We start from the raw sequence: 19621 nt of genomic DNA on the forward strand, positions 1-19621 counted from the left end.
CTGTGCAAGACACGGCGTGCCGGAACCATTCTCCGGCATCAACCATCATCAACGACAACAAGGAGAACTGCAGTGACCGCCAACGAACTCGACCTCGACGGCTGGAAGCGCCAGCTCGAACTCAACAGCGGGTACGCGAAGGTCACCGAGCTGGCCCAGAACGACGCCGCCTTCTCTGCCACCGTCTCAGCCCCGATGCGCCCTGCAGAGGTCGAAGGCTGGCTCAGCAGGCTGCAGGCCGGCGGTGCCAACCGTCTGACCGAATCCTCCGAAACCCAGAAACCGGGCGGGCGGGTCAACGTGAGCGTTCGCGTCGAACGACCCCGCAACAGCTGAGCAGCCAAGGCCGTCCCGGCCCGCCTCCGGCCTGCCCGTGAGGCGGAGATGGCGACGCACGATCGTGCCGCTAGCTGAACGGCCGCGGCGAACACAGCCGCCCCCGACCTGAGCCGTGCAACTCCCGCACGCGCGCCACCGCAGTCTCCGCGGCCGAGCGGAGAGTGTCGGGCACGGCGATGCCGAGCCGTTTCGCATGCCAGATGAGATACCGATTGCGCACTGGGTCCTTGCAGCGCGGGGGACAGCCCAGCACCATGCGGTCCGGCTCCGCGAAACACATCCCGGCCTCGACGTTGGTGGTGAACCCGGGCATGGTGCGCACGCATCGGGGAATCCAGAACATCCGCACCGTGGCGGCGCGCATCATCGCCAGCTCGGACGCGACCTGGTCGTCGTAGTGCTCCGCCCGGATTCCCCCGCGCGACTCCGGGCTCAGGACGACCAGCGGGTCGTCGCCGCGCCACATCTCGGCGAGCAGGTCAAGGGCAGGCGGCCGCCACGACGGCACTGGTCGCCAGCTGGAGGGCCGCCACCACGACACAGACCGGGCGCGAGGTGTCGGCCCCAGCAGCATCACCGACGGCCGCCCGACGGGGACCGGCTCCCGCGCGTACACCACCTCAATCGCCATCACGCCTGCCCGCCGTCCGCGTTGGTCTGCTGCGGAGTCCACGGCAACGGCAGGCCGTCTCCGGCAGCGCGCGGAACGACGTGGATGTGCAGGTGGTAGACGGTCTGAGTGGCGTAGCGGCCGCGGGAGGTGAGCACATTGCAGTCCGCATGCTCCGCCGCCAGGTCGGCTGCGGCGGCCATGGCGACCGCGGCGACCTCGGGATCTGCGCCGACGTCGGGGACATGTGCCGTCGGGATCACGAGCAGGTGCCCGTCGACGACCGGACGTCGAGGTCGGATCGCGATCGCCTGCAGCCATCGCCGCTCCACACGAGCGGGCTCTGTGCCCGCGACGATGCGACAGAACACGCAGTCAGTGCCCGTCTGGCCGAAAGCTGCGCCAGCCGAAGAGAATCGCGCTGGACAGAGCAGACCGCGAGGCCCTGCCGCGGTCGAGCGGTTCGGCGTCTCGAAATCCATCCGCCCAGGCGTGGTTCGTCGTCGCGCGCTGGAAACGGGGCGACGAACAGGGGAGGGGGATGCGCAATTCGGGGCCATGAATCCACAATCGCGAAAGGGGCCTGGAGACGGAACGGGTTTCCTGTTTCCTGAAGCGGAGTCAGCAGGAAACGCTGCCGGTGCCTTGTTGAGAAAAGCGCACGGCTCACACTGGCTCGCGCAGGCCGGCAGGGAAGCCGTGGCCGCGGAAACGAACTGACCTGCTGCCGCACCCCGATGCGTGAAACCTGCCGAACTGAACTGCACCACTGGAAACGGCCCTTGCCCCGGACACATCCGGGGCAAGGGCCGTTTTCTGTCCGCCGCCTCCGCACGCTCTCAACTGGAAGGACTTTCTGTGCCACACGACCAGCCGGGCACTGCCGAAACCGAGCCCGTCGAAACCGCCGAGTCCCCTGAACTCGAACTTCACGAAGCAGTCACGGCCCAGCAAGCCGAGATCGCCGCCGCCATCCGAGCCACCAGGAAAGCGTGAGGCTCCGACATGACCGACCTCATCAACCCGAGCACGCTCACCGCCTGGCTCACCGAGAAAGCCGGCGTGCCCGTTGACCGAGCCGCCGCCGCTGCCGCAGCGCTTGCCTGCTCCTGGAACGAGGGCGACCACGACTACCAGACCGCCCGCGACATTCTCGGCGACCACCTCAGCGACGACGACTCGCGCCCGAAGCTCATCGCCGACGACCTCGCAGCCCACGTCGGCCTCACATTGAAGGATTGACCATGACCGTCACGAGCGCCCGCCCGACCGGACCCCAGGTCCCGCTTGCCCGGATCGCCTGGAACCTGCCCGCCTGCGCCCCGCATTGGCTCTCCGACACGGAATTGGCGGCCGTGACCGCCTGGATGGCCGACAACCACCTCGACCGGGCCACCGCACAGACCCCGATCGAGGTCGCCGACGGCAAGATCACCTACGGGCAGGACCGATCCCCGGACACCGTCCGCGCCGCGCACCGCGACATCGTCGCCGTCACCGTCCCCCTGCGGACCCCGCCGCCGGAAGTAGCCCAGCCTCGCTGCAGCCCGGCCGTGCTGGCCAAACTGCAGGCGGTGTTCGATGACCACGAATGGTCGGCCGGATACGGCGGCGTGTGCGTCGACTGCAGCGAAACCTATGCCGACGCCGGGCAGTTGCGGTGCCGCCGGGACGATGCCGTGGCCTGGCCCTGCCCGCCGGTGCGGGCTGCCCTGGCCGCCGCCGGACTCGCCGTCGCGCCCGGAACGCCTGACCGGATCCTCGGCGACTGTCTCGACCCGGCCGACAACGCTCGCGCTGGCCTCGCCGTTCCCGGCATCGGAGGAATTGGCTCCTGACCGTCGCCCAGTTCCCGCTGCGGCCGCTGGGCGGCGGCCGCGGCGGGAACTGGGCGCGGTACCGGGGTGCGTGCCAGCGACCCTGCCCGCCCAGACCCGAATCGCTGAAAGCCCCTGGTCCAGCCCTGAACTTAGGCGGCAGGCCGGGAAGCGTCGCCGCGGCCGCCCGGGACGGGCGACCAACTGAAGCGCGATCGAGCCGCGGGCGTACGAGCTCACGGGCAAGGGAGGAAGGCCGAGCGGTGCATGATGGAGAGGTTCGACGACCCGGCGGAGGTACCCCGATGAGCGCCACTGGGAACAACAATGACGCCCGAGCGTTCATCGCGATGCTCGTCGCCGACCCGCGCGCCGCTTACGCAGCGGTGACCGCCATGCGCGACAACGGGTTGGGCGAGGTCGCCGACCGCGTCGAGACACAAATCGTCACCGCTGGAGGGCATGTGCCCGACGGCAGCGAATTCGTCCCGGACATCCCCGCAGACTGGTTCTGACACGTCCTCCAGGACATCGCGTTCCTGCGCCGTGCGTCGGCTCGTGCGCCGTGCAGGCACGGGTTCTCGCCCCGCGATCTCGTTTTCGCCGCTCCGGGGCGGCGCGCGGTCGTGTCGGCGCGGCGCATGTCCGCGGCGGCCGGGAACGTCCGGCGCAGAGCCCGCGTGCGGTCTTCCGGGGAGTGTCACACGAATGCCGCCTGGCCGGATCCGATGATCTTCGTTACCAACAAGGGCGTGAACCCCGCCGAGACAGCCTCCAGCCCCGCCGCCGACTTCGACCATCTCGACCCCGTCGTCGCGTCCGACATCTACGCCCGGCTGGACACGATCAGAAGCGGCTGCCCCGTCGCGCGTTCCGGACGACACGGCGGATTCTGGCTAGTCACCGGGTACGACGAAATCCGCCACATCGGCAAGGACGGCGACGTCTTCGGCTCCTATGTCGAGGGGCTCGGCGCGGCGGCTGTGGTGGCGGGCGTGGAGAAACAGGAGCGGGCGCCTCTGTTCGAAATCGACGGTAAAGCGCACCTCGAGTGGTGGCGTGTGTTGCAACCGTGGTTCACGCCGGCCGCTGCCAAAGAGCGCGAGGAACACGTGCGAGCGCTGTGCCGGGAGACGATCGCGGATTTCGCCGCGCGGGGCCGTGCCGACCTGGTCACCGCCTACACGCAGCGGATCCCCCCGCTGGTCATCGGTGCAATGCTCGGACTGAACAGCCGCGACTGCACGGCGCTGTCACGCCGAGTGCGGGCACTGTCGAACGCGCGCGACGCCGAGTCCGCGCAGGATGCCGGCGATGCGCTCGGGGCGTTCCTGCGCGACCAGGTGCGGCGGCGGATGACCGAAGACCTCGGCGACATGCTGTCGGCGATCGCGCACGCCCGCGTCGACGGCCGCCGGACGCGCGAATCCGAAGTGCTGAAGTTCATGTTCACGATGATCGCGGCGGGCAACCTCACGACCACCGATGCCTGCGCCAACATTCTCGTGGAAGTCCTCGACGATCACGCCCTGCGCGACCGTTGCGCGGCCGATCCCGCGTATGTGCAGCAGGTGATCGAGGAGTCGGTGCGGCACGAACCTCCGGTCGCCGCGACCGGCCGCACCGTCAGGGCCGAGACTGAGCTGGCGGGAGTGGCGTTGGTGCCCGGGGACCGGGTGGTGATCCCGTGGGGCGCGGCCAATCGCGACCCGGCGTACTACCCCGACGGCCACCAGTTCCGCCCGGGCCGGGATCGGCCGGTGCCGCCGCATCTGGGCTGGGGAGCGGGCGCGCACCGTTGCCTGGGACGGCACGTCGCCCGGATGGAGCTGGCGGTGATGCTGGAAGAATTGCTGGCCGCGCTCCCGGACTTGCGCTGGCAGCCCGGAGCGGTGGTCCGCCGGACTTACGGAGTGATCCGCGGGGTCCGGGCCGTCGATGCCGAGTGGACGCCGAGGCTCTCTACACGAGTCCTTGGTCCTTGAACCACCGCTCAAGCTCGGCGAGGTTCGCCGTGCCGCTCATCTTGTAGATGCGGGTGACGTAGCTTTCCACGGTCTTGACGCGCATGCCGAGCTTCGCGCCGATGGCGGCGTTGTTCAGGCCGTTGACCTTCAACGCGGCGATCTGCTGCTCCTTGGGGGCGAGTACCTCGTCCAGTTCCTGGCTGTGCTGCAGCGCCATGGCGAAGATTTGCTCCGTCGTCCTCTTCGCGCCCTCCTTGTAGGCCCTGCGGAAGGCGTCGAGTCCGATCTTGTCGACGATGCGGTCCGTCGCGCTCTTGCGCAAGGCGCGGAACGGCTCCAGGCCGGAGATCCGCACGCCGTGGCGGTCCTGCAAGCTGACCGCGCCTCCGAGCAGACGCGCCGCGAGCCGCAGCTCCCAGCGGGTGGTGCCCAGCAACGCCCGTCGCCAGGCTTCGGCTTCGACCGACCAGGTGGTGCCCCAGGTGTCCCCGATGTCGATCTGCGTGCGCAGGGCGTCGCACAGCACGTCGGCCGGAGCGCTGCACCGCGGCAGCCCTGTGGTCCACAGCGCCCAGCTTTCCGCCCACGGCGACCGGTGCTCGCGGGCATGGGCGAGGCATCGCCGCGACGCGTCGTCGGCGAGTTCGGCTGGGCCGAATACCCCTGCGCCCAGCGCGAGCAGCAGCAGCGCCATGTGCTCAGGGCCCTTCTGCCCGGCGGCCCGGAATCCCTCCACGGCTTCGGCCAGCAGTTGCAAGGCTCCGGTGTTGTTGCGGTGGAACAGCTCGTACGTGCCGGTCGCGACCTTCACTGCGGGGTGCGTCTCGGCGCCGGGGAGCTGGCCGAGCGTGCACTTCAGCTCTTCCACGTGTCGGCGGCCGCGTTCTTTGTCTCCCAGCACGACGCGAATGAACACGAGACTCGCGAGCGCCTCCACCCGCGCCAGCGTCGGTTCGGCAGGCTCCTGGTCATGCAGTTCGTCGGCCCACGCTCCCAGCTCGCCCTCGAAGGCGTAGAAGAACTGGGCGCGCACCTGAGCCACGTTGGTGAAGATGGCCTCCCCGCGGCTGATCTGCCCGGTGCGCTTGCACCAGCGGACCGCGGGAGCGATGTTGGGCATCTCGGCCCGGACCTTCCTCAGCCACCGCCGCTCGTCGCGGCCGAACCACGACTGGGCGGCGGTGTCGGCGAAAGACTCGGCCCACGCGCAGTAGCTTTCCCGCAGCTGTTGAACGTCTTCGTCCCCGGCCGCGATGAGCTTTTCGAGCTGCCGCTTGCCGTAGGCGCGCAGGATGCCGTGCTGGGAGTACCGCCCGGACCGCCCGGTCGAGAAGATCGATCGGCTGACGAGCTCGGCGAGCAGCGCCGCGACCCGGCCGGCTTCGATGGGGCCTCCTGCGCACACCGCCTCGGCTGCCTCGGGTGTGAAGGCGGCGCTGAACATCGTCAGCCTGGCCCACAGAAGCTGCTGCTCTGGGCTGCAAGACTTCCAGTGGCTGGCGGCGACGCTGGTCGCGTTCCGCTGATGGTCGGACACCCGGTCCTTGTCCAGGAAGCTGGCCGACAGACCGCTGTCCGGTTGATGGAACTCGAGGACTTTGGACGGCAGCTGTCGAACCCGCAGATCCGCAGCCAGCAGTTCCAGTTGCAGCGGAAGCCCGTCGGACATGCGGACCAGCCCGAGCACGGCGGCCCATTCGTCCGGGTCGGAGAGGACATCCTCGCGCAGCCCGGCAGCCGCGGCGCGGGCCAGGAAGACGGTCATCGCGTCCGCGCTCGCCGCGGCCTCACGGGTGGAGCCCTCGGCAGGCACCGTCAGCGGCCGAAGATGCACCAGGTGCTCGACAGCCGTCAAGTGCAGGAACTCCCTGCTCGTGGTGACCACCTGGAGTCCCGGCGCTGCGAGAAGGGAGAGAAGCACGTCGCCGACCAGCTCGACATGCGGCTCGCAGTTGTCGAGGATCAGCAGGATCCTGCGGTCGCCGATCTCGTCGACGAGCACCCTCATCAGCGATTCGGGGTCGTCGGCGGCGGGCAGGTGTTTGATCAGGTTCAGCGCCCCGGCGATTGCCCGGCAGATCCGGCGCAGCAACATCTCCCGCTCGCTGCGCCGCCCTTCTCCCGCCTCCTTCGACGGCGAGGCCGTACTCTCGAAGATGGGGTACAGGTACACGGAGCCGACCTTGCCGTAGACGGCTTCGGCGACGAGCTGGTCGCGCAGCTCTTCGGCAAGACGGGTCTTGCCCACTCCGCCGCTTCCGCACACGTTGACCACTCGGGCGCCTTCGGCGAGCCGGGCGCGGACTTCTCCCAGCGGACCCTGCCTGCCCACCAGGGCGGTGATCCCCGCGACCGCTCGTGATTTCACCTCGACCACCGGTCAACCCCTCCCCGGGTCATTGTCGGAATGTGTCCGCATAGAGCTGATGTCGGTTGGTGTCCGACCACGAACCTTGCGCATCGTAACGACCGGATCACTGGATCACGTGCACATCCGCGCATTTCCGCAATTCGCCGTGCCGCGAATGGCAGAGCCGAGGGAATATTCCGTGCGAGGAAGCATTCCGACTGGCACGTGTCCAGCCATGTGAACGACCCTGGGCCTTCCGCGCCCCCGGCGAGGGCACCCTGGCCGCCGGGCCGGGCACCCTGGCCGTGGCGCGCAACCCCGCCGAGGGTGTTCGCCGCCCGGGCCAGGGTTTCGCGTCTCGCCGCCAGGGACTCCAGGGATGCGTTTCACCGTCCGGCCAGCGAATGTAGCGAGGGACCACTGTCGCCGATTCCCGCTGTTGGAGCACATCCATGTCGTCATCTGCTGGTCCTGATCAGCTCGGCTTCGACCCCGTAGCCCGGTCGTGGGGGGCCGTGAGCGCATCGCGTCCGTCGTTCGTCGACGGTCTCGACGGCACGCTCACTGTCGATCCCGATGCCCTGCGCGACGCCGGGCGAGACCTCGGCCGACTTCGCGAGGGACGACCGGCCGCGGTGCTGCGCCCGGGCAGCGTGGACGACATCTGCAAGGTCGTCGCGCGGTGCCGCGACCTCGGCCTGAGCGTTGCGGCGCAAGGCGCCGCGCACACCGTAGGCGGTCAGCGGCTGGCCGAGGGCGGCGTCGCCGTCGACATGACCTGCCTCGCCGATGTCGCCGCCGCCAAATTCGCCGAAGACCGCGCCTGGGTCGACGCTCCGGCGGGCATGCTGTGGTCGACGCTCACGCTGCTGCTGCTCGAGCACGGCAGGCGTTTCGCCGGCGGCGACACGGGCTACCTCGACCTGACCGTCGGCGGCACGCTCTCGGTCGGCGGCATCGGCTGCCAGCCGGCGAAAGGAGCGCAGGTCGACTACGTCCTGGAACTGGACGTCGTCACCGGCGACGGCAGCCTGATCAGCTGCTCCGCAGCGGAGCATCCTGATCTGTTCGACGCGGCCAGGGCCGGGCTGGGCCAGGTCGGGATCATCACCCGCGCGAAGCTGCAGCTGGTGCCCGCTCACCCGACCGTCGCCTCCGCGGTGGTTCCCTACACCGATCCGAGCAAAGCATTCGAGGCGACTCGGATCGCCTGCTCGATGATCGACAAGGACCACGAGGAGGACGAATGCTTCGTGATGATCACCCCGCCGATGCCGGACGGTGCGTCCATGGTCCTCAACGTCCACCTGGCCTGCCCCGGACCGGACGGGGCCGACCGGCTCGACGAGGTCAAATCGCGGCTCCCGGAATGGCACGCCCCCGGCTCCGCGGCCGGCCGAAGGACCGACCCGAAGGCGCAGCGGCCCGCCGGCGCGGTCCAGACGACTGTCCTGCCGTTGCGGGACCACCTCTTCCAGTTCACCGAGTTGATCAACCGATGGCGGCGCGATGCAGGCTGGGACGACCTGTTGAAGCCCTGGTTCGACCAATTCCTCTCGGGTGCCGCGGCCGAGTCCTACGTCATCGCCCGTCTGCAGGAAATGACCGACGAGGACTGGTCCGAGATGGGATTCGTACTGTTTTTCCCCCATCGGAGGAACGCATTCGGCAAAACGCGGCTCATGCTGCCCGACGCAGCCGACCCGGATGACCCCGGCGAATTGATGGGCCTCTTCGACGTGCTGTGCGTTTCCCCGGCCGCGCCGTCGATCACCTACGACACCAGCATGGCGGCCCGAAACCACAGCTGGGAGCGGGCCGGTCACGCCGTCGGCGGAACTCGGTACCCGATCAGCGAAGTTCCCTCGCCCGAAGGATGGCGAGCCCACTACGGCGACACCTGGCCCGAGGTTCTCGCCGCCATTCACCGCTACAACCCTCGCGGGAACGTGACGCCGGGACCGGGAATCCCTCGCGACTGACGACTCCACCTCCGGCCCCGGCCACGCCGTCGCGTGCCGGGGACGGGAGTCGCCTCGCACCCTGCGAACCCTGGTGCCGCAGGCCCCGACCCTGGAGATCCTCGCGGGACCCTGGCCGCAGACACTCGCCCTGCGCGCGGCCCCTGGACTGGCTTTCCGCAAACCCTCGCCGACTTCCGCACAACCCCAGGGTTTTCCGCTGTGTGCCCAGGGTGTGACCCATTGCATGCGCCAATGCTGTTAGCGACAGTCCGAATATGACCATTGCCATGCCTGCAGTCGCGCGAAAACTGCAGTCCCGCGCCAGGATTCGCCGCCCACCCAACGGGGTCGCGTCGACCACCCGATCACCGCTTGGAGCGAGCGGCCTCCTCGGCCTGGTCGCCGCTGTCGCCTCCGCGACTGCGCTCGTCACCGCTCCCGCTCCCGCCGCTGCCGCACCGCGCACCTGCCACGAGGTCGACGTGCCCGTGGCCTCGGGGCTGGTGACCGGGACGATGCACGGGACGCTGTGCACGCCGGCGACGAGGACGCCGCGAGGGCTTCAAGTGTTGATTCCAGGGGGCAGTTATAACCGCCATTACTGGGACGGCGTGAAACTTCCCGCGTACAGCTACACCGCCCGCGCGAACGCCGCCGGCTATGCGACGCTGGCGCTCGACCGGCTCGGCACCGGCGACAGCACAAAACCCTTAAGCGCACTCGTCACCGACACGGTCCAGACCGACGCGATCCACCAGGTGATCGCCCGTGCCCGAGCCGGAACCCTGGACTCCCGCCGGTACTCCCGCGTCGTGCTGGCGGGGCACTCGCTCGGCAGCCTGCAGTCCGCGCTCGCTGCGGCACGGCACCCCGGCGACGCCGACGCCGTCGTCTTGTCCGGCTACTCGCATCACGTCAGCCCCACTGAAACCGTGCGGCTTCTGGGAACCACCCACCCCAAGACCCTCGAAATGTCCTCTTTGGACCCAGGCTATTTCACCACCATTCCGCACCAGCGCGCTGCGATGTTCGACGCGCCCGATGACGTCGCGCCCGAAGTCGTCGCCGCGGACGAGGCCGGACGCGACCAGTTCTCCGCCGCGGAGGTCCCGGTCGCGCTGCTCGGTGGCCTCGCCCCGGCCACCACCCGCGCGATCGCCGTCCCCGTGCTGGTCGCCAACGGCGGCAAGGACACTTGGGCCTGCCCGGGAACCCTGTGCGCGTCCGCGGACTCGCTGCGAGCGTCCGAACAGGACGCCTACTCGCACCCGGTGGACGCGTATGTGCTGCTGCGGGCCGGGCACAGCCTCGCGATCGCCGCCGACGGCAGCCAGTTCGCCGATGCGGTCGCATCCTGGCTGGACCGCACACTTCTCGGAGGCACCCGATGACCACGCGAGTGGCATGGAACACCCCGACCCAGCGCAAACCCAAACTTCTGCCGCTGTGCCCCACAGCCGAGCAACTTCACGCCGTCTACGCGGGTACGAAACCTCCCTTCCCCGGGCACGGCCGGGGCATCCGCCGCCGCGCGCAGCGCCGGTGCACGCCACTCGCGAAAACCGTGGAGTCTGCGAGCGGGTGGCGGTGCGAGTACTGCGTCTGCGGCGGCACTCGGTGGGTCAGAGTGAACCCCGACACCGGCCAGAAAACCCGATGGCGCCGCCAAAACACGCCGGTTCCCCGCTAGCTGCACCGAATCCACTGCCGTATCAACACATCTTCAGGAGATCGCGATGGTTCAACTTCTCGACCGGCTCCCGTCGGCAACGGAACAGGTGGTCGTCCACGCGGTCGGCACCGCACCGACCGGGACGAGGGATCCGCTGGACACCATGCAATGGCACCTCGACCACCGCTGCGGCGCGACACTGACGGCTCTGCCGATCGACACCGACCCGCGCTGGATCATCGACTGGCTCGACGCTCGCGCGGAAGCGCCCGGACTGCGGCAGGTCCGCGCCGGCGATTCCCGCGGCTATGACCGCGTCCCGTCCTACGCGGTCGAGGACGGGCACGATCTGGAACCGGCCAGTCTCGCGCTCGGCCGCCCGCAACTGGTGGCCGAGGCCTTCGCCGCGCGGGGCCAGCTGGTCGGGGACGCGATTCCCGAGCAGCTGCAGGTGAGCATCCCCAACGCGCTGGACCTGGCCTTCTTCGTCGCAGGCTCGGCGGAAGCCGCCCCGCGGTGGCTGCCCGCGATCCAGACCATGCTCGCCGGAGAGATCCGCGAGATCGTGCAGCGCTGGGGCGATCGCGTGCGCCTGCAGCTGGAAAGCCCGGCCGTCATGCTCAAGTACCACCAGACCCCGCGTGAGAACTGGGCGCAGCTCACCGACCAGCTCGTCGACCAAGCCGCCTCGATGATCGCCGTCGCAGCGCAGGCCGACTGGGTCCTGCACCTGGTGTGCTACGGAGACCTGGAGCATCAGCCGCTGTGCGTCCCGGACGGTCTCGAGGCGCCGGTGGTGTTCCTCAACGCCCTCGCCCAGCGACTGGAAGCGATGGGCATCGCGATGCCCATCGCGCACATCGCCGTCACCTACGGCGACGCCGCGCCCCCCACCGACCCTGCGTACTACGAGATCTTGCGGGAGTTGCGCAGTGACATCCAGGTCATCGCCGGAGTCGTGGCCGAGCACCATCCCGAGGCGAGCGCCGTGGCGGCAGCGTTGATCGCCGACGCCGTCGGCAAGCGCCTCAAGGCGCTCGGCCCGGCCTGCGGACTGGGCCGCCGCACCCCCGAGGACGCCGCCGCGAACCTTCAGCTTTCCGCCCGCATCGCGGCGTTCCTGACCACCCGCGTCCGTCGCCCGGCCGCCGCATGACGCTCGCGCACTGCCCCGGGACGGCCGCCCGCGCACGTCGACCAGACATGTCCATCAAGGAGCGACATGACCGCACAACCGGACCAGCGTGGCGATATCCGCGCGGCCCTGACGCCTGAATGCCCCGCTGGCGACGGCCTCTGCACCGATCGTCTCCAGCCGTCGCCGCCCGACACCGAGCACGACGGCTGGCATTGCACGCGACCGCCCGGCCACACAAAACCGGATGCCGGCGGCACCGCCCACCGGGCCCAGGACGGCACGGAATGGTGACCGCAGACACCGCGCACGCGCGCACCGTCCGAGAACACACCGCACGCTACCGGGTGGCCCCGTCGGACTCGGTGCGCACGCTCGCGCACCGCGGCCGGGAATTCCTGCGCAAGCCAGTGGTGATGGCCTCGGCCAAACTCCTCGAGGTGGGAGAGGCAATCTGCATGGAGGCATTGCGCGAGACGCTGCGCCCCGAGCAGTGCAGCCTCGGCACGCGCCAGCTCGCCGCCCACCGCGGCGCGGTCCGGATCGGAGACACGCTCGCCATCGCTGCCCGCCGCGTCGGCGGCGAGGGCCCGCGCAGCGAGTGGTACGTCCACATGCGCGATGACCACGGTGACGGCCGCCGACGCCTGGTCTGGGAAGGCATGCTCTCGTTCACCGTCGTCGACCTCTGCCGATTCGAAAGCGAGAAGACGAGACCTCGCAAGGAGGCCGCCGCTCCGCAGCCGCAGCGGAGCCTGGTCCGCAACCGGTAGCCGGACGCGCCGACGGCTGTCGCATCCTGACGCCGCCCGCGCCACGAAAACCATTGCGGTCACAAGAAAAGGAGAAGGCAAATGCTCCGGCCCCGGCGATGCCCGGGGCCGAGGGGCGACGCGGTCGCCCCCGCGCACGCACAAACACGCCGTCCACGGTTGGGGAGGACCTGATGGCAGACAACAACGCGTTCGGCGCGCTCCTGCGCGCTGAACGACTGAACAGGAAGATCGGGCTGCGCGCATTCGCGACGGCCATCCACTACTCGCCGGGCCACGTGTCCAAAGTGGAACTCGGTCACGCCGAACCCAGCCCGGAATTCGTGAAAGCCTGCGACCTGGAATTGCTGGTCGATCCGCCGCTGATCGACCGGGTGGCGTTCACTCCCCGGCAGGCGGCACGGTTCACCGCCGCCCGCCCGGCGCAGCTGCCCGAGCCCGCAGGCACCCTTGTCGGTCGCGGCGAGGCACTGGACATGCTCACCCGCCACTTCGGGGCCGCCCCGCCGTCCGCGGACGGCCGGGCGATGGTCCTGCACGGCCCGCCGGGCATCGGCAAGACCGCCCTGGCTCTGCGGTGGGCGCGCGACCACGCGCGCCGGTATCCCGACGGCAACCTGTTCGCCGACCTGCACGGCTACCGCTGCGAGGGAACCAGCCGCGCCGAGGGCGTCCTCGAGGACTGGCTGCGTGCTCTCGGAATGTCGGCGGGCCAGCTGCCCGAGACGCTCGACGACCGCGCCGCGCTGTTGCGCACCGTCCTGGCCGGGAAGCGGGTCCTGGCCGTGCTGGACAACGTCGCCGACGCCGCGCAGATCGCGCCGCTGCTGCCCGCCATCCCCGGCGCGGCCGTGCTCGTCCTCAGCCGCGGCGAGCTGGCGGGCTCGATGCCCGAAGCCGCGCGGCTGAAGCTGGGCGGGCTGGATCCGGAACACGCACTGCAGATGCTGGCCGGGATCGCCGGGCCAGGCCGGATCGACGCCGAACCAGCGGTTGCCGCGGACCTGGCCCGCGCCTACGCGCCGATGCCGCTGGCGCTGCGGCTGCTGGGGGAGTACATCGCCGCCCGGCCCGGGGACGACCTGACCGACCTCGCAGCGGGGGCGGCACGCGACCTGCCGCGGGAAGCGCACGACCTGCGCGAGGCCTTCGCCTGGAGCTACAGTCGGCTCCCGGGGCCCGCCGGCCTGCTGTTCCGGATGCTGGGCCTGCACGCCGGGGCCGAACTCGGCCTCGGCGCGGCCGCCGCGATGCTCGGCCGCGCCGAGATCGACACCGCGCCGCTGCTGGCCGACCTCGTCGCGGCCCGCCTGCTGCAGCCGTTGCCCGAGGACCGGTACCGGTTTCACGACCTGCTCCGCGGTTTCGCCGCCGACCTGGCGGCGGCGACGCTGCCCGAGGACGTGCGCGCACGGGTCACGGCACGGGCGTTGTCGTGGTACCTGCACTCCGCCGGCGCGGCCGGTGCGGTGCTGGCCCCGGAGGGAACCCGGCCCGCTGTGCCCGCCCTGCCCCCCGCCGCTCCGCGCGTCACGCCGCAGACGTTCGCCGCGGACGAGACCGATCAAGCCCTCGCGTGGTTCGACACCGAAGCCGACAACCTGCTCGCGGCCGCCGAACAGGCCTTCGACCTCGACCTGCACCGGGAGGCGTGGCTGCTTCCGGCGGTGTCGTCCCCCTGGCTGCACCTGCGCGAAGCCTGGCGGCACTGGATGCGCGGCGCAGCGGTCGGCCTGATCGCCGCGCGCCGCGCCGGAGACCGGGACGGCGAGGCCTGGTGCCTGCACAGCTGCGGCCGAGCTCACCAGGAGCTGCGGCGACTCGACCACGCGCGGCGCAGCTTCACCGCGGCCGCGGCGATCCGCCAGGACATCGGCGACCAGAGCGGCCTGGCATGGTCGACCCTCGAACTCGGCGCTGTCCTGCTCGGGCAAGGACACCCGGCTCAGGCGCGCGAGCACCTCGAGCGGTCCCTGCAGCTGTTCGAGACGCACCGGATGCGCGGCGGTGTCGCCATGGCGCGGATCTGGCTGGGCAGGCTGCACCGCGAACTCGACGACCTCACCGCTGCGGCTGCGCAGCTGCGCGCGGCGCGGGAGCTGTTCGTCTCGCTCGGCGACACCGCCAGCGAGGCCTTGGCGCTGGCGTGCCTGGCACAGGTGCAGCGCGCCGAGGGCGACCTGCCCGGCGCACTGCACCGGCTCGACCGGTCGCTGCAGCTGCGAACCGCCGCCCGTGACCTCGGCGGCGAGGCCAGGGTGCAGACCTTCCGGGCTCAGGTGCTCGGCCGGATGGGGGAGAAGCGGCTGGCGCGTCGAGCCTTGTCCCAGGCTCTGCAGCTGTTCGAGCGGTTGCGCGATCCGCGCGCCGCCGACGTCCGCGCCCAGTTGGCCGTGCTCGACCTGACCGGCCTGCACACGTCTGCGACTGTTGAGTGTCTGCCCGCCGCATGCTGAACCCGGCGACACAGGCCTGGTGCGCACCGCACCCGGCTTCCCCTGGGGCGTGCGCGGAAAGCGGAACCGTTCGGGCGAAAACGAGAACGGGAAACAGCGGCACCGTTCTGGAAACGGCTCGACCCTTTTCATTTCCCCCGTCAACGCCAATAGTCGAAGGTGAATCCGAGCACGAACGCCGTCCGCAAAGAGGGATCGTGAACAGGCACCAGAACGCCGAACAGCACAGCCGTCGCGGCTCATCGCCGCGCCAGCCGGCATTGCCCTCTTCGGTCGGAAACCGGCCCAGGCGCAGAGAACCACGTGCCCGTCGCAAGGCAAGCGCCGACGCGAACCACAACCAGGAAAACGACACTAGGACCGGCAGCGGAATCGCCGAGTCTGTCCCGGAACCGCCACGCGTGAACCCGAACTTGCCCGCAAAGAAGAACCGAGACGGGCCGCGGCCATGACCGAAGACAGCATTTCTCGGACCGTGCGCGGCACTGTTTCCCGTACGGGTCCGCCTGCCGACAACCGACCTGCCTACCCGGCCGCGAACCGGGGAGGCCGCCTCCGGCCGAGCCACGACCGGCGCGCGACGACACACCCGCGCCTGCTCGGCCAACCGGACTCGCCTCTGTCGCCTTCGGCGAGCGAGTCCACGCAACCGCCCTGAGCGGGCGTCTCTCGCCGCGGCTGCCACCCCACCCGGCGGCCGCGGCGCGGGACGAACGCCCGCAGCGACGGTGCCGAGGCCGCACAGCCTCACCGCCACCCCAGGCACCGCCGTTCCCCGCCCAAGGTCAGGGCCGAAGCAGGGGCCGGGCTCGCGGACACCCCCCGTCCGCGGTCCCGGCCCCGCCTCCGTCGTCCCCGCATCCCGGCGCACCGCCGCCTTGGAGAGACAGCCAATGACACCGCGCCACCTGCCTCTGTGGATGCACTCCGAGAACGGTCTCGGCGTCCGCGTCGGGCACCGCCGCGACCCGGACCTGCTCCCGCAGGCGATCGCCGAGCACCTGATCGCCCCCAGTGGCCCAGGCACCTCCGCCGACCCCGCGCACGACCTGATCGCGCTCGAAGCCCGGTTCCGCGCCGACATCGCCGAGGCCGCAACTGGTCTCGCCGTCGCCGAGAAACTCGTCCAGCAGCGGCGTACCGACCTCGCCGCCGCCCGGTCCCGCCTGTCGCCTGTCGTCCGCCGCCGACGCAAGCAGGCCGAGCAGGACTTCGCCGCCGCGACCGCGCAGCATGCCACGGCGGCCACGGCCCTCGAACGCTGCCGCCGGCTGCAGCGGATGCTGCGCGATTACGTGATCGGGCTGAACCTGCGCTCGGGACGGCTGGCCGAGGCCGCCCGCGGCTGGAGCCGCTCGCCCGAAACCCCCGGCTCCGCGATCGTGTTCGACAGCGAGGAACTCTTCCTCGCTGCCGACCCCCGCCGCGCCGACCCCGCGTTCGGGATCCCGCTGCTGACTGGAGACGACTTCGGCCGCCAGTGGCGCCGCGACGGCGACGAGGACCCCGCCGTCGCCCCGGAACGGTCCGGAACGTGGACCGTCCTCTACCTGCCCCGCGCCGGGGAAATCTGCGCGACCCGCCGCCACCCGCATCTCGAAAACCAGGTGTGGCTGTTGGGAAGCGGGCTCTTCGACCCCGCCGCCGCGCACACCGTGCTCACCGACCTGGAAACACGGATGCGGGAGCCGAACTCGCTGATCCTCGTCGCCGAGCGCGTCCACGCCGCCCGCATCCCAGGATCCCCGCCGCACCTCCCGGTGCCGGCCGAATAACCCGAGCCCTCGGCCTGCCGCGGTGACCGCGCCCGCGGCAGGCCGACCACCACCCGCCGGACCGCCCGGCCCGACCCGGACGCGCGCGCACGCACGCCGCCGGGCCCCTCACCATGCAAAGGAAACCTCGTGATCGCCAAAACCGCAGCCAAAACAGCCCTGCTCGCCGCGCTCGCCCTCGCCGGCCTCTCCGGCACCGTTCCGGCATCCGCCGCCGGCCTCGCCGCCGCGACCGGCGGCCCGTCCGTCACCATCACCCTCGGACTGCCCGACAGCGCCGCGCCCGCAGCCCCCGACCCGGCCCAGGCCGACCCGAACCCCGCCAAGGCCGCAGGCGCTGCCCGCACCGACACCGCCGCGCGGAGCTCGGCCGTCGTCTGGCACTCGGCCATCTCCGAGGCCTCCGGCCTGCGCATCCGCAAGTCCTACCCGAACGGCCGGGTCCTGACCACCGTTCCGCGCTACGCCGCCATGTGGGTGTCGTGCAAGCAGAACGGCTGGTACCGGGTGGCCTACCACCGCAGCAACGGCTGGATCTACGGCTGGTCCTCGGCCAGCCTGATCGAGATCAACCCCGACGCCTCGATCCCGAAGTGCTGACGCGCGGTGCGCCACGTCCGCCTGCTCCGCAAGAACTGAACGCCCTCCGTCCGCGCCCGCCGGAATCCGGGCCCTGACGCACAACCCGCCGCCTTCGCCGCAATGCCCAGGCGGCGACCCGGCGCGGAATCCCCGCGTCTGCAACCACAACTGAATATCGTCACCAACGCCAGGCGGTCCTGCCTCGCCCACGCGGCAGGGCAGAACCGCAGGGCGTGGAAATGAGCACCGATGCACCAGCTCCTCCAGGGCGACGCCCTGTCCCTCCTCACCGGCATGGCCCCGGGAACCGTCGACGCCGTGATCACCGACCCGCCCTACAACTCCGGCGGACGCACCAGCGGCGAACGCACGACAGCATCCGCGCGCGGCAAATACGTCAGCAGCGACGCCCAGCACCAGCTGGCCGACTTCGCCGGAGACAACAAGGACCAGCGGTCCTACATTTACTGGCTGTCCATGGTCCTCGGCGAATGCCTGCGCATCGCGCGCGAGGGAGCGGTCGCGCTGGTGTACTGCGACTGGCGGCAGCTGCCCGCAACCTCCGACGCACTGCAAGCGGCGGGATGGACCTGGCGCGGCGTCGTGGTGCACCACAAGCCCGTCGCCCGGCCGCGTCGCGGAGGATTCTCTCAGAACACCGAATACCTGCTCTGGGGAAGCAACGGGGCAGTCCTGCCCGATCGCAACCCGGTCTCCCTGCCCGGGTTGGTCTCCGGATCACAGCCGCGCGGCCAGAACCGGCTCCACATCACGCAGAAACCGCTCGACGTGATGCGCCAGCTCGTGCAGATCTGCCCTCGCGGCGGAACAGTCCTCGACCCGTTCGCCGGGGCAGGCACCACCGGAGTCGCCGCGCTCGCCGAAGGCCGCGACTTCATCGGCATCGAACTGTCCCCGCACTACCACGCCATCGCCTCGGCTCGCCTGGCCGAAGCAGAACGGTCGTGAGCTGACAGATCTCTGTCACCCTCGACTGGTGCCTGTCCGGCGGCTGGCTGCCGGGCGGCCAGACGGGCGTGCGAGCCGTCTCCCCGGACGACCTTGCGGCTACGCGCGCGATCGATCGGCGTGTCGTTGTCCGGCAGACGAAGCACGCTCCCAACGTCGCGAAAACCTGTCGGCATTGAACCGGCTGCTCGCCAAACGTTCGTTCGTGTGGCTGCCCGGCGTGGGGGCGCACCCGTGATGGAAAGGAGCCGACGGTGCAATTCTGGTACAAGCTCGACATTGCCAGTGATTACGGCCCCGGGGCTGGGAAACCAATCCGGACACGGGAAACAGTGCACGCGCCAGCCATGCCTTCCGGTGAGGAGGAACGGCGCCAGTGGGCGGCAGCCCACTTGTACAACGCCACCGGAACAGGCCGCCCGGGCGCGCACGCCACCTACTATGTGACCGTCGTCGCCAGCAACGATCCTGCTGCGGTGGGCTTCTCCTGCGACTTTTGCTGAACCGGGGCGCTGGGCCGGTTCGAGGAGCCGGACGTCCGACTACCGCACGAACGTAGCCGCAGGCGCAGCGCACTACGCCTGCGCGAAGAGAAAGGGAGAACGAACATGGAACGCGAAGGAGTTCGGCGCGAAGGGTTCGAGAAGTTCACCGATGCGCACATGAAAGTCGTCTTCGTGCCGAAGCGCGCGAAGGAGGGGTTTCCTCCCTGGCGCAGTGCGGACGGTCAGTTCTTTATGGACAGCGAGGTCGAGGAAGTCGAGCCCGGAAAGTTCGACGACAACGGGTACCCCGTTTCCGGGTCGTGACGACTGGGAGGACATCGGGCGCGCGGGTCGGCTGTGTCATTCCGGCAGCAGGAGTTGTCGATGACGTGCCCACGGCCGCCGCCGGACGGCGCGACTAGACGATCCGGCCGATCACCGCGACCGTGCGGGCCATGGTGTCCACAGTGGAGCCGTCCATGACGAGTCCGCAGCCGTTGCACCGGTACAGCAGTTCGGGCCACTGACTTGGCGTGGGGTCCACTTCCGTGCCGTGCCGGTCGACTGGCACGAATCCGGACCCGTGAGGTTTGTTGCCGCACCGACAGATCCAGAAGTCTTCCGCTGCGGCCTCGATCGTGTCGACGTCGGAGGGCAGCAGCGTCGGCGAGGACGCCGCAGTCCGGCGATTCGTGCCCGGCTCGATGTCGTCGTGCATCCGGGTGTC

At 70.3% G+C, this 19621-nt stretch carries 20 protein-coding genes; 16 read left to right on the top strand and 4 right to left on the bottom strand.

What is annotated here, in order from left to right; translation table 11 throughout:
- The first annotated feature begins 72 nt into the window (after window positions 1–72).
- The gene (locus L3Q65_RS00940; RefSeq protein WP_237596596.1) at window positions 73–336 is read left to right on the top strand and encodes a hypothetical protein; all 264 of its coding nucleotides are present in this window, start codon (window positions 73–75) and stop codon (window positions 334–336) included.
- A 70-nt stretch (window positions 337–406) separates the two neighbouring features.
- Here L3Q65_RS00940 and L3Q65_RS00945 read toward each other — a convergent pair whose 3' ends face one another.
- Both L3Q65_RS00945 and L3Q65_RS00950 read right to left on the bottom strand, forming a co-directional pair.
- On the bottom strand, window positions 407–970 hold the full coding sequence (locus tag L3Q65_RS00945; RefSeq protein WP_237596597.1) for a nucleoside 2-deoxyribosyltransferase domain-containing protein: 564 nt from the start codon (window positions 968–970) through the stop codon (window positions 407–409).
- Complete coding sequence (locus tag L3Q65_RS00950) at window positions 970–1320, bottom strand: HIT family protein (RefSeq protein ID WP_237596598.1); 351 nt, start codon at window positions 1318–1320, stop codon at window positions 970–972. Before L3Q65_RS00950 ends, L3Q65_RS00945 begins: the two co-directional genes overlap by 1 nt.
- 634 nt (window positions 1321–1954) lie before the next feature.
- Here L3Q65_RS00950 and L3Q65_RS00955 point away from each other — a divergent pair.
- The 4 genes from L3Q65_RS00955 (at window position 1955) to L3Q65_RS00970 (ending at window position 4751) form a co-directional block, all read left to right on the top strand.
- The gene (locus tag L3Q65_RS00955) at window positions 1955–2191 is read left to right on the top strand and encodes a hypothetical protein (RefSeq protein ID WP_237596599.1); all 237 of its coding nucleotides are present in this window, start codon (window positions 1955–1957) and stop codon (window positions 2189–2191) included.
- Window positions 2192–2193: 2 nt separating this feature from the next.
- On the top strand, window positions 2194–2787 hold the full coding sequence (locus tag L3Q65_RS00960; protein WP_237596600.1) for a hypothetical protein: 594 nt from the start codon (window positions 2194–2196) through the stop codon (window positions 2785–2787).
- A gap of 284 nt (window positions 2788–3071) precedes the next feature.
- On the top strand, window positions 3072–3281 hold the full coding sequence (locus tag L3Q65_RS00965) for a hypothetical protein (protein WP_237596601.1): 210 nt from the start codon (window positions 3072–3074) through the stop codon (window positions 3279–3281).
- A gap of 237 nt (window positions 3282–3518) precedes the next feature.
- On the top strand, window positions 3519–4751 hold the full coding sequence (locus tag L3Q65_RS00970; RefSeq protein ID WP_237596602.1) for a cytochrome P450: 1233 nt from the start codon (window positions 3519–3521) through the stop codon (window positions 4749–4751).
- Here the strand turns inward: L3Q65_RS00970 and L3Q65_RS00975 are convergent.
- Complete coding sequence (locus L3Q65_RS00975) at window positions 4729–7110, bottom strand: LuxR C-terminal-related transcriptional regulator (RefSeq protein ID WP_237596603.1); 2382 nt, start codon at window positions 7108–7110, stop codon at window positions 4729–4731. The genes L3Q65_RS00970 and L3Q65_RS00975 overlap by 23 nt on opposite strands.
- A 488-nt stretch (window positions 7111–7598) precedes the next feature.
- Between L3Q65_RS00975 and L3Q65_RS00980 the strand changes: the two genes are divergently transcribed.
- From L3Q65_RS00980 to L3Q65_RS01030, 11 genes are all read left to right on the top strand, one after another.
- The gene (locus L3Q65_RS00980; RefSeq protein ID WP_237596604.1) at window positions 7599–9065 is read left to right on the top strand and encodes an FAD-binding protein; all 1467 of its coding nucleotides are present in this window, start codon (window positions 7599–7601) and stop codon (window positions 9063–9065) included.
- A gap of 497 nt (window positions 9066–9562) precedes the next feature.
- Window positions 9563–10438 (top strand): alpha/beta hydrolase, encoded by an 876-nt coding sequence (locus tag L3Q65_RS00985; RefSeq protein ID WP_255750794.1) that lies wholly within the window; start codon window positions 9563–9565, stop codon window positions 10436–10438.
- Between the two features lie 345 nt (window positions 10439–10783).
- Window positions 10784–11875 (top strand): hypothetical protein, encoded by a 1092-nt coding sequence (locus L3Q65_RS00990; protein ID WP_237596606.1) that lies wholly within the window; start codon window positions 10784–10786, stop codon window positions 11873–11875.
- 66 nt (window positions 11876–11941) lie between these two features.
- Window positions 11942–12148, top strand: coding sequence for a hypothetical protein (locus L3Q65_RS00995; protein WP_237596607.1), 207 nt, complete (start codon window positions 11942–11944; stop codon window positions 12146–12148).
- A complete protein-coding gene (locus L3Q65_RS01000) occupies window positions 12142–12627 on the top strand; it encodes a hypothetical protein (RefSeq protein WP_237596608.1) in 486 nt (161 codons plus the stop codon). Before L3Q65_RS00995 ends, L3Q65_RS01000 begins: the two co-directional genes overlap by 7 nt.
- A gap of 173 nt (window positions 12628–12800) precedes the next feature.
- Window positions 12801–15083, top strand: a complete 2283-nt coding sequence (locus L3Q65_RS01005; protein WP_237596609.1) for an NB-ARC domain-containing protein — start codon at window positions 12801–12803, stop codon at window positions 15081–15083.
- A 920-nt stretch (window positions 15084–16003) separates the two neighbouring features.
- The gene (locus L3Q65_RS01010) at window positions 16004–16858 is read left to right on the top strand and encodes a hypothetical protein (RefSeq protein ID WP_237596610.1); all 855 of its coding nucleotides are present in this window, start codon (window positions 16004–16006) and stop codon (window positions 16856–16858) included.
- Window positions 16859–16987: 129 nt separating this feature from the next.
- Window positions 16988–17458 carry a hypothetical protein gene (locus L3Q65_RS01015; protein WP_237596611.1) on the top strand — a complete coding sequence of 157 codons (471 nt, stop codon included), beginning with the start codon at window positions 16988–16990 and terminating at the stop codon, window positions 17456–17458.
- A 231-nt stretch (window positions 17459–17689) separates the two neighbouring features.
- On the top strand, window positions 17690–18409 hold the full coding sequence (locus L3Q65_RS01020) for a site-specific DNA-methyltransferase (RefSeq protein WP_237596612.1): 720 nt from the start codon (window positions 17690–17692) through the stop codon (window positions 18407–18409).
- Between the two features lie 254 nt (window positions 18410–18663).
- Window positions 18664–18912 carry a hypothetical protein gene (locus tag L3Q65_RS01025; RefSeq protein WP_237596613.1) on the top strand — a complete coding sequence of 83 codons (249 nt, stop codon included), beginning with the start codon at window positions 18664–18666 and terminating at the stop codon, window positions 18910–18912.
- Window positions 18913–19017: 105 nt separating this feature from the next.
- Entirely contained in the window at window positions 19018–19218 is a 201-nt protein-coding gene (locus L3Q65_RS01030; protein WP_237596614.1) for a hypothetical protein, read from the top strand.
- Between the two features lie 94 nt (window positions 19219–19312).
- Here the strand turns inward: L3Q65_RS01030 and L3Q65_RS01035 are convergent, their stop codons facing one another.
- Complete coding sequence (locus L3Q65_RS01035) at window positions 19313–19612, bottom strand: hypothetical protein (protein WP_237596615.1); 300 nt, start codon at window positions 19610–19612, stop codon at window positions 19313–19315.
- Between the last annotated feature and the right edge of the window lie 9 nt (window positions 19613–19621).

Origin of the sequence: Amycolatopsis sp. FU40 (assembly GCF_021903635.1) — a bacterium.
Lineage (GTDB): Bacteria > Actinomycetota > Actinomycetes > Mycobacteriales > Pseudonocardiaceae > Amycolatopsis > Amycolatopsis dendrobii.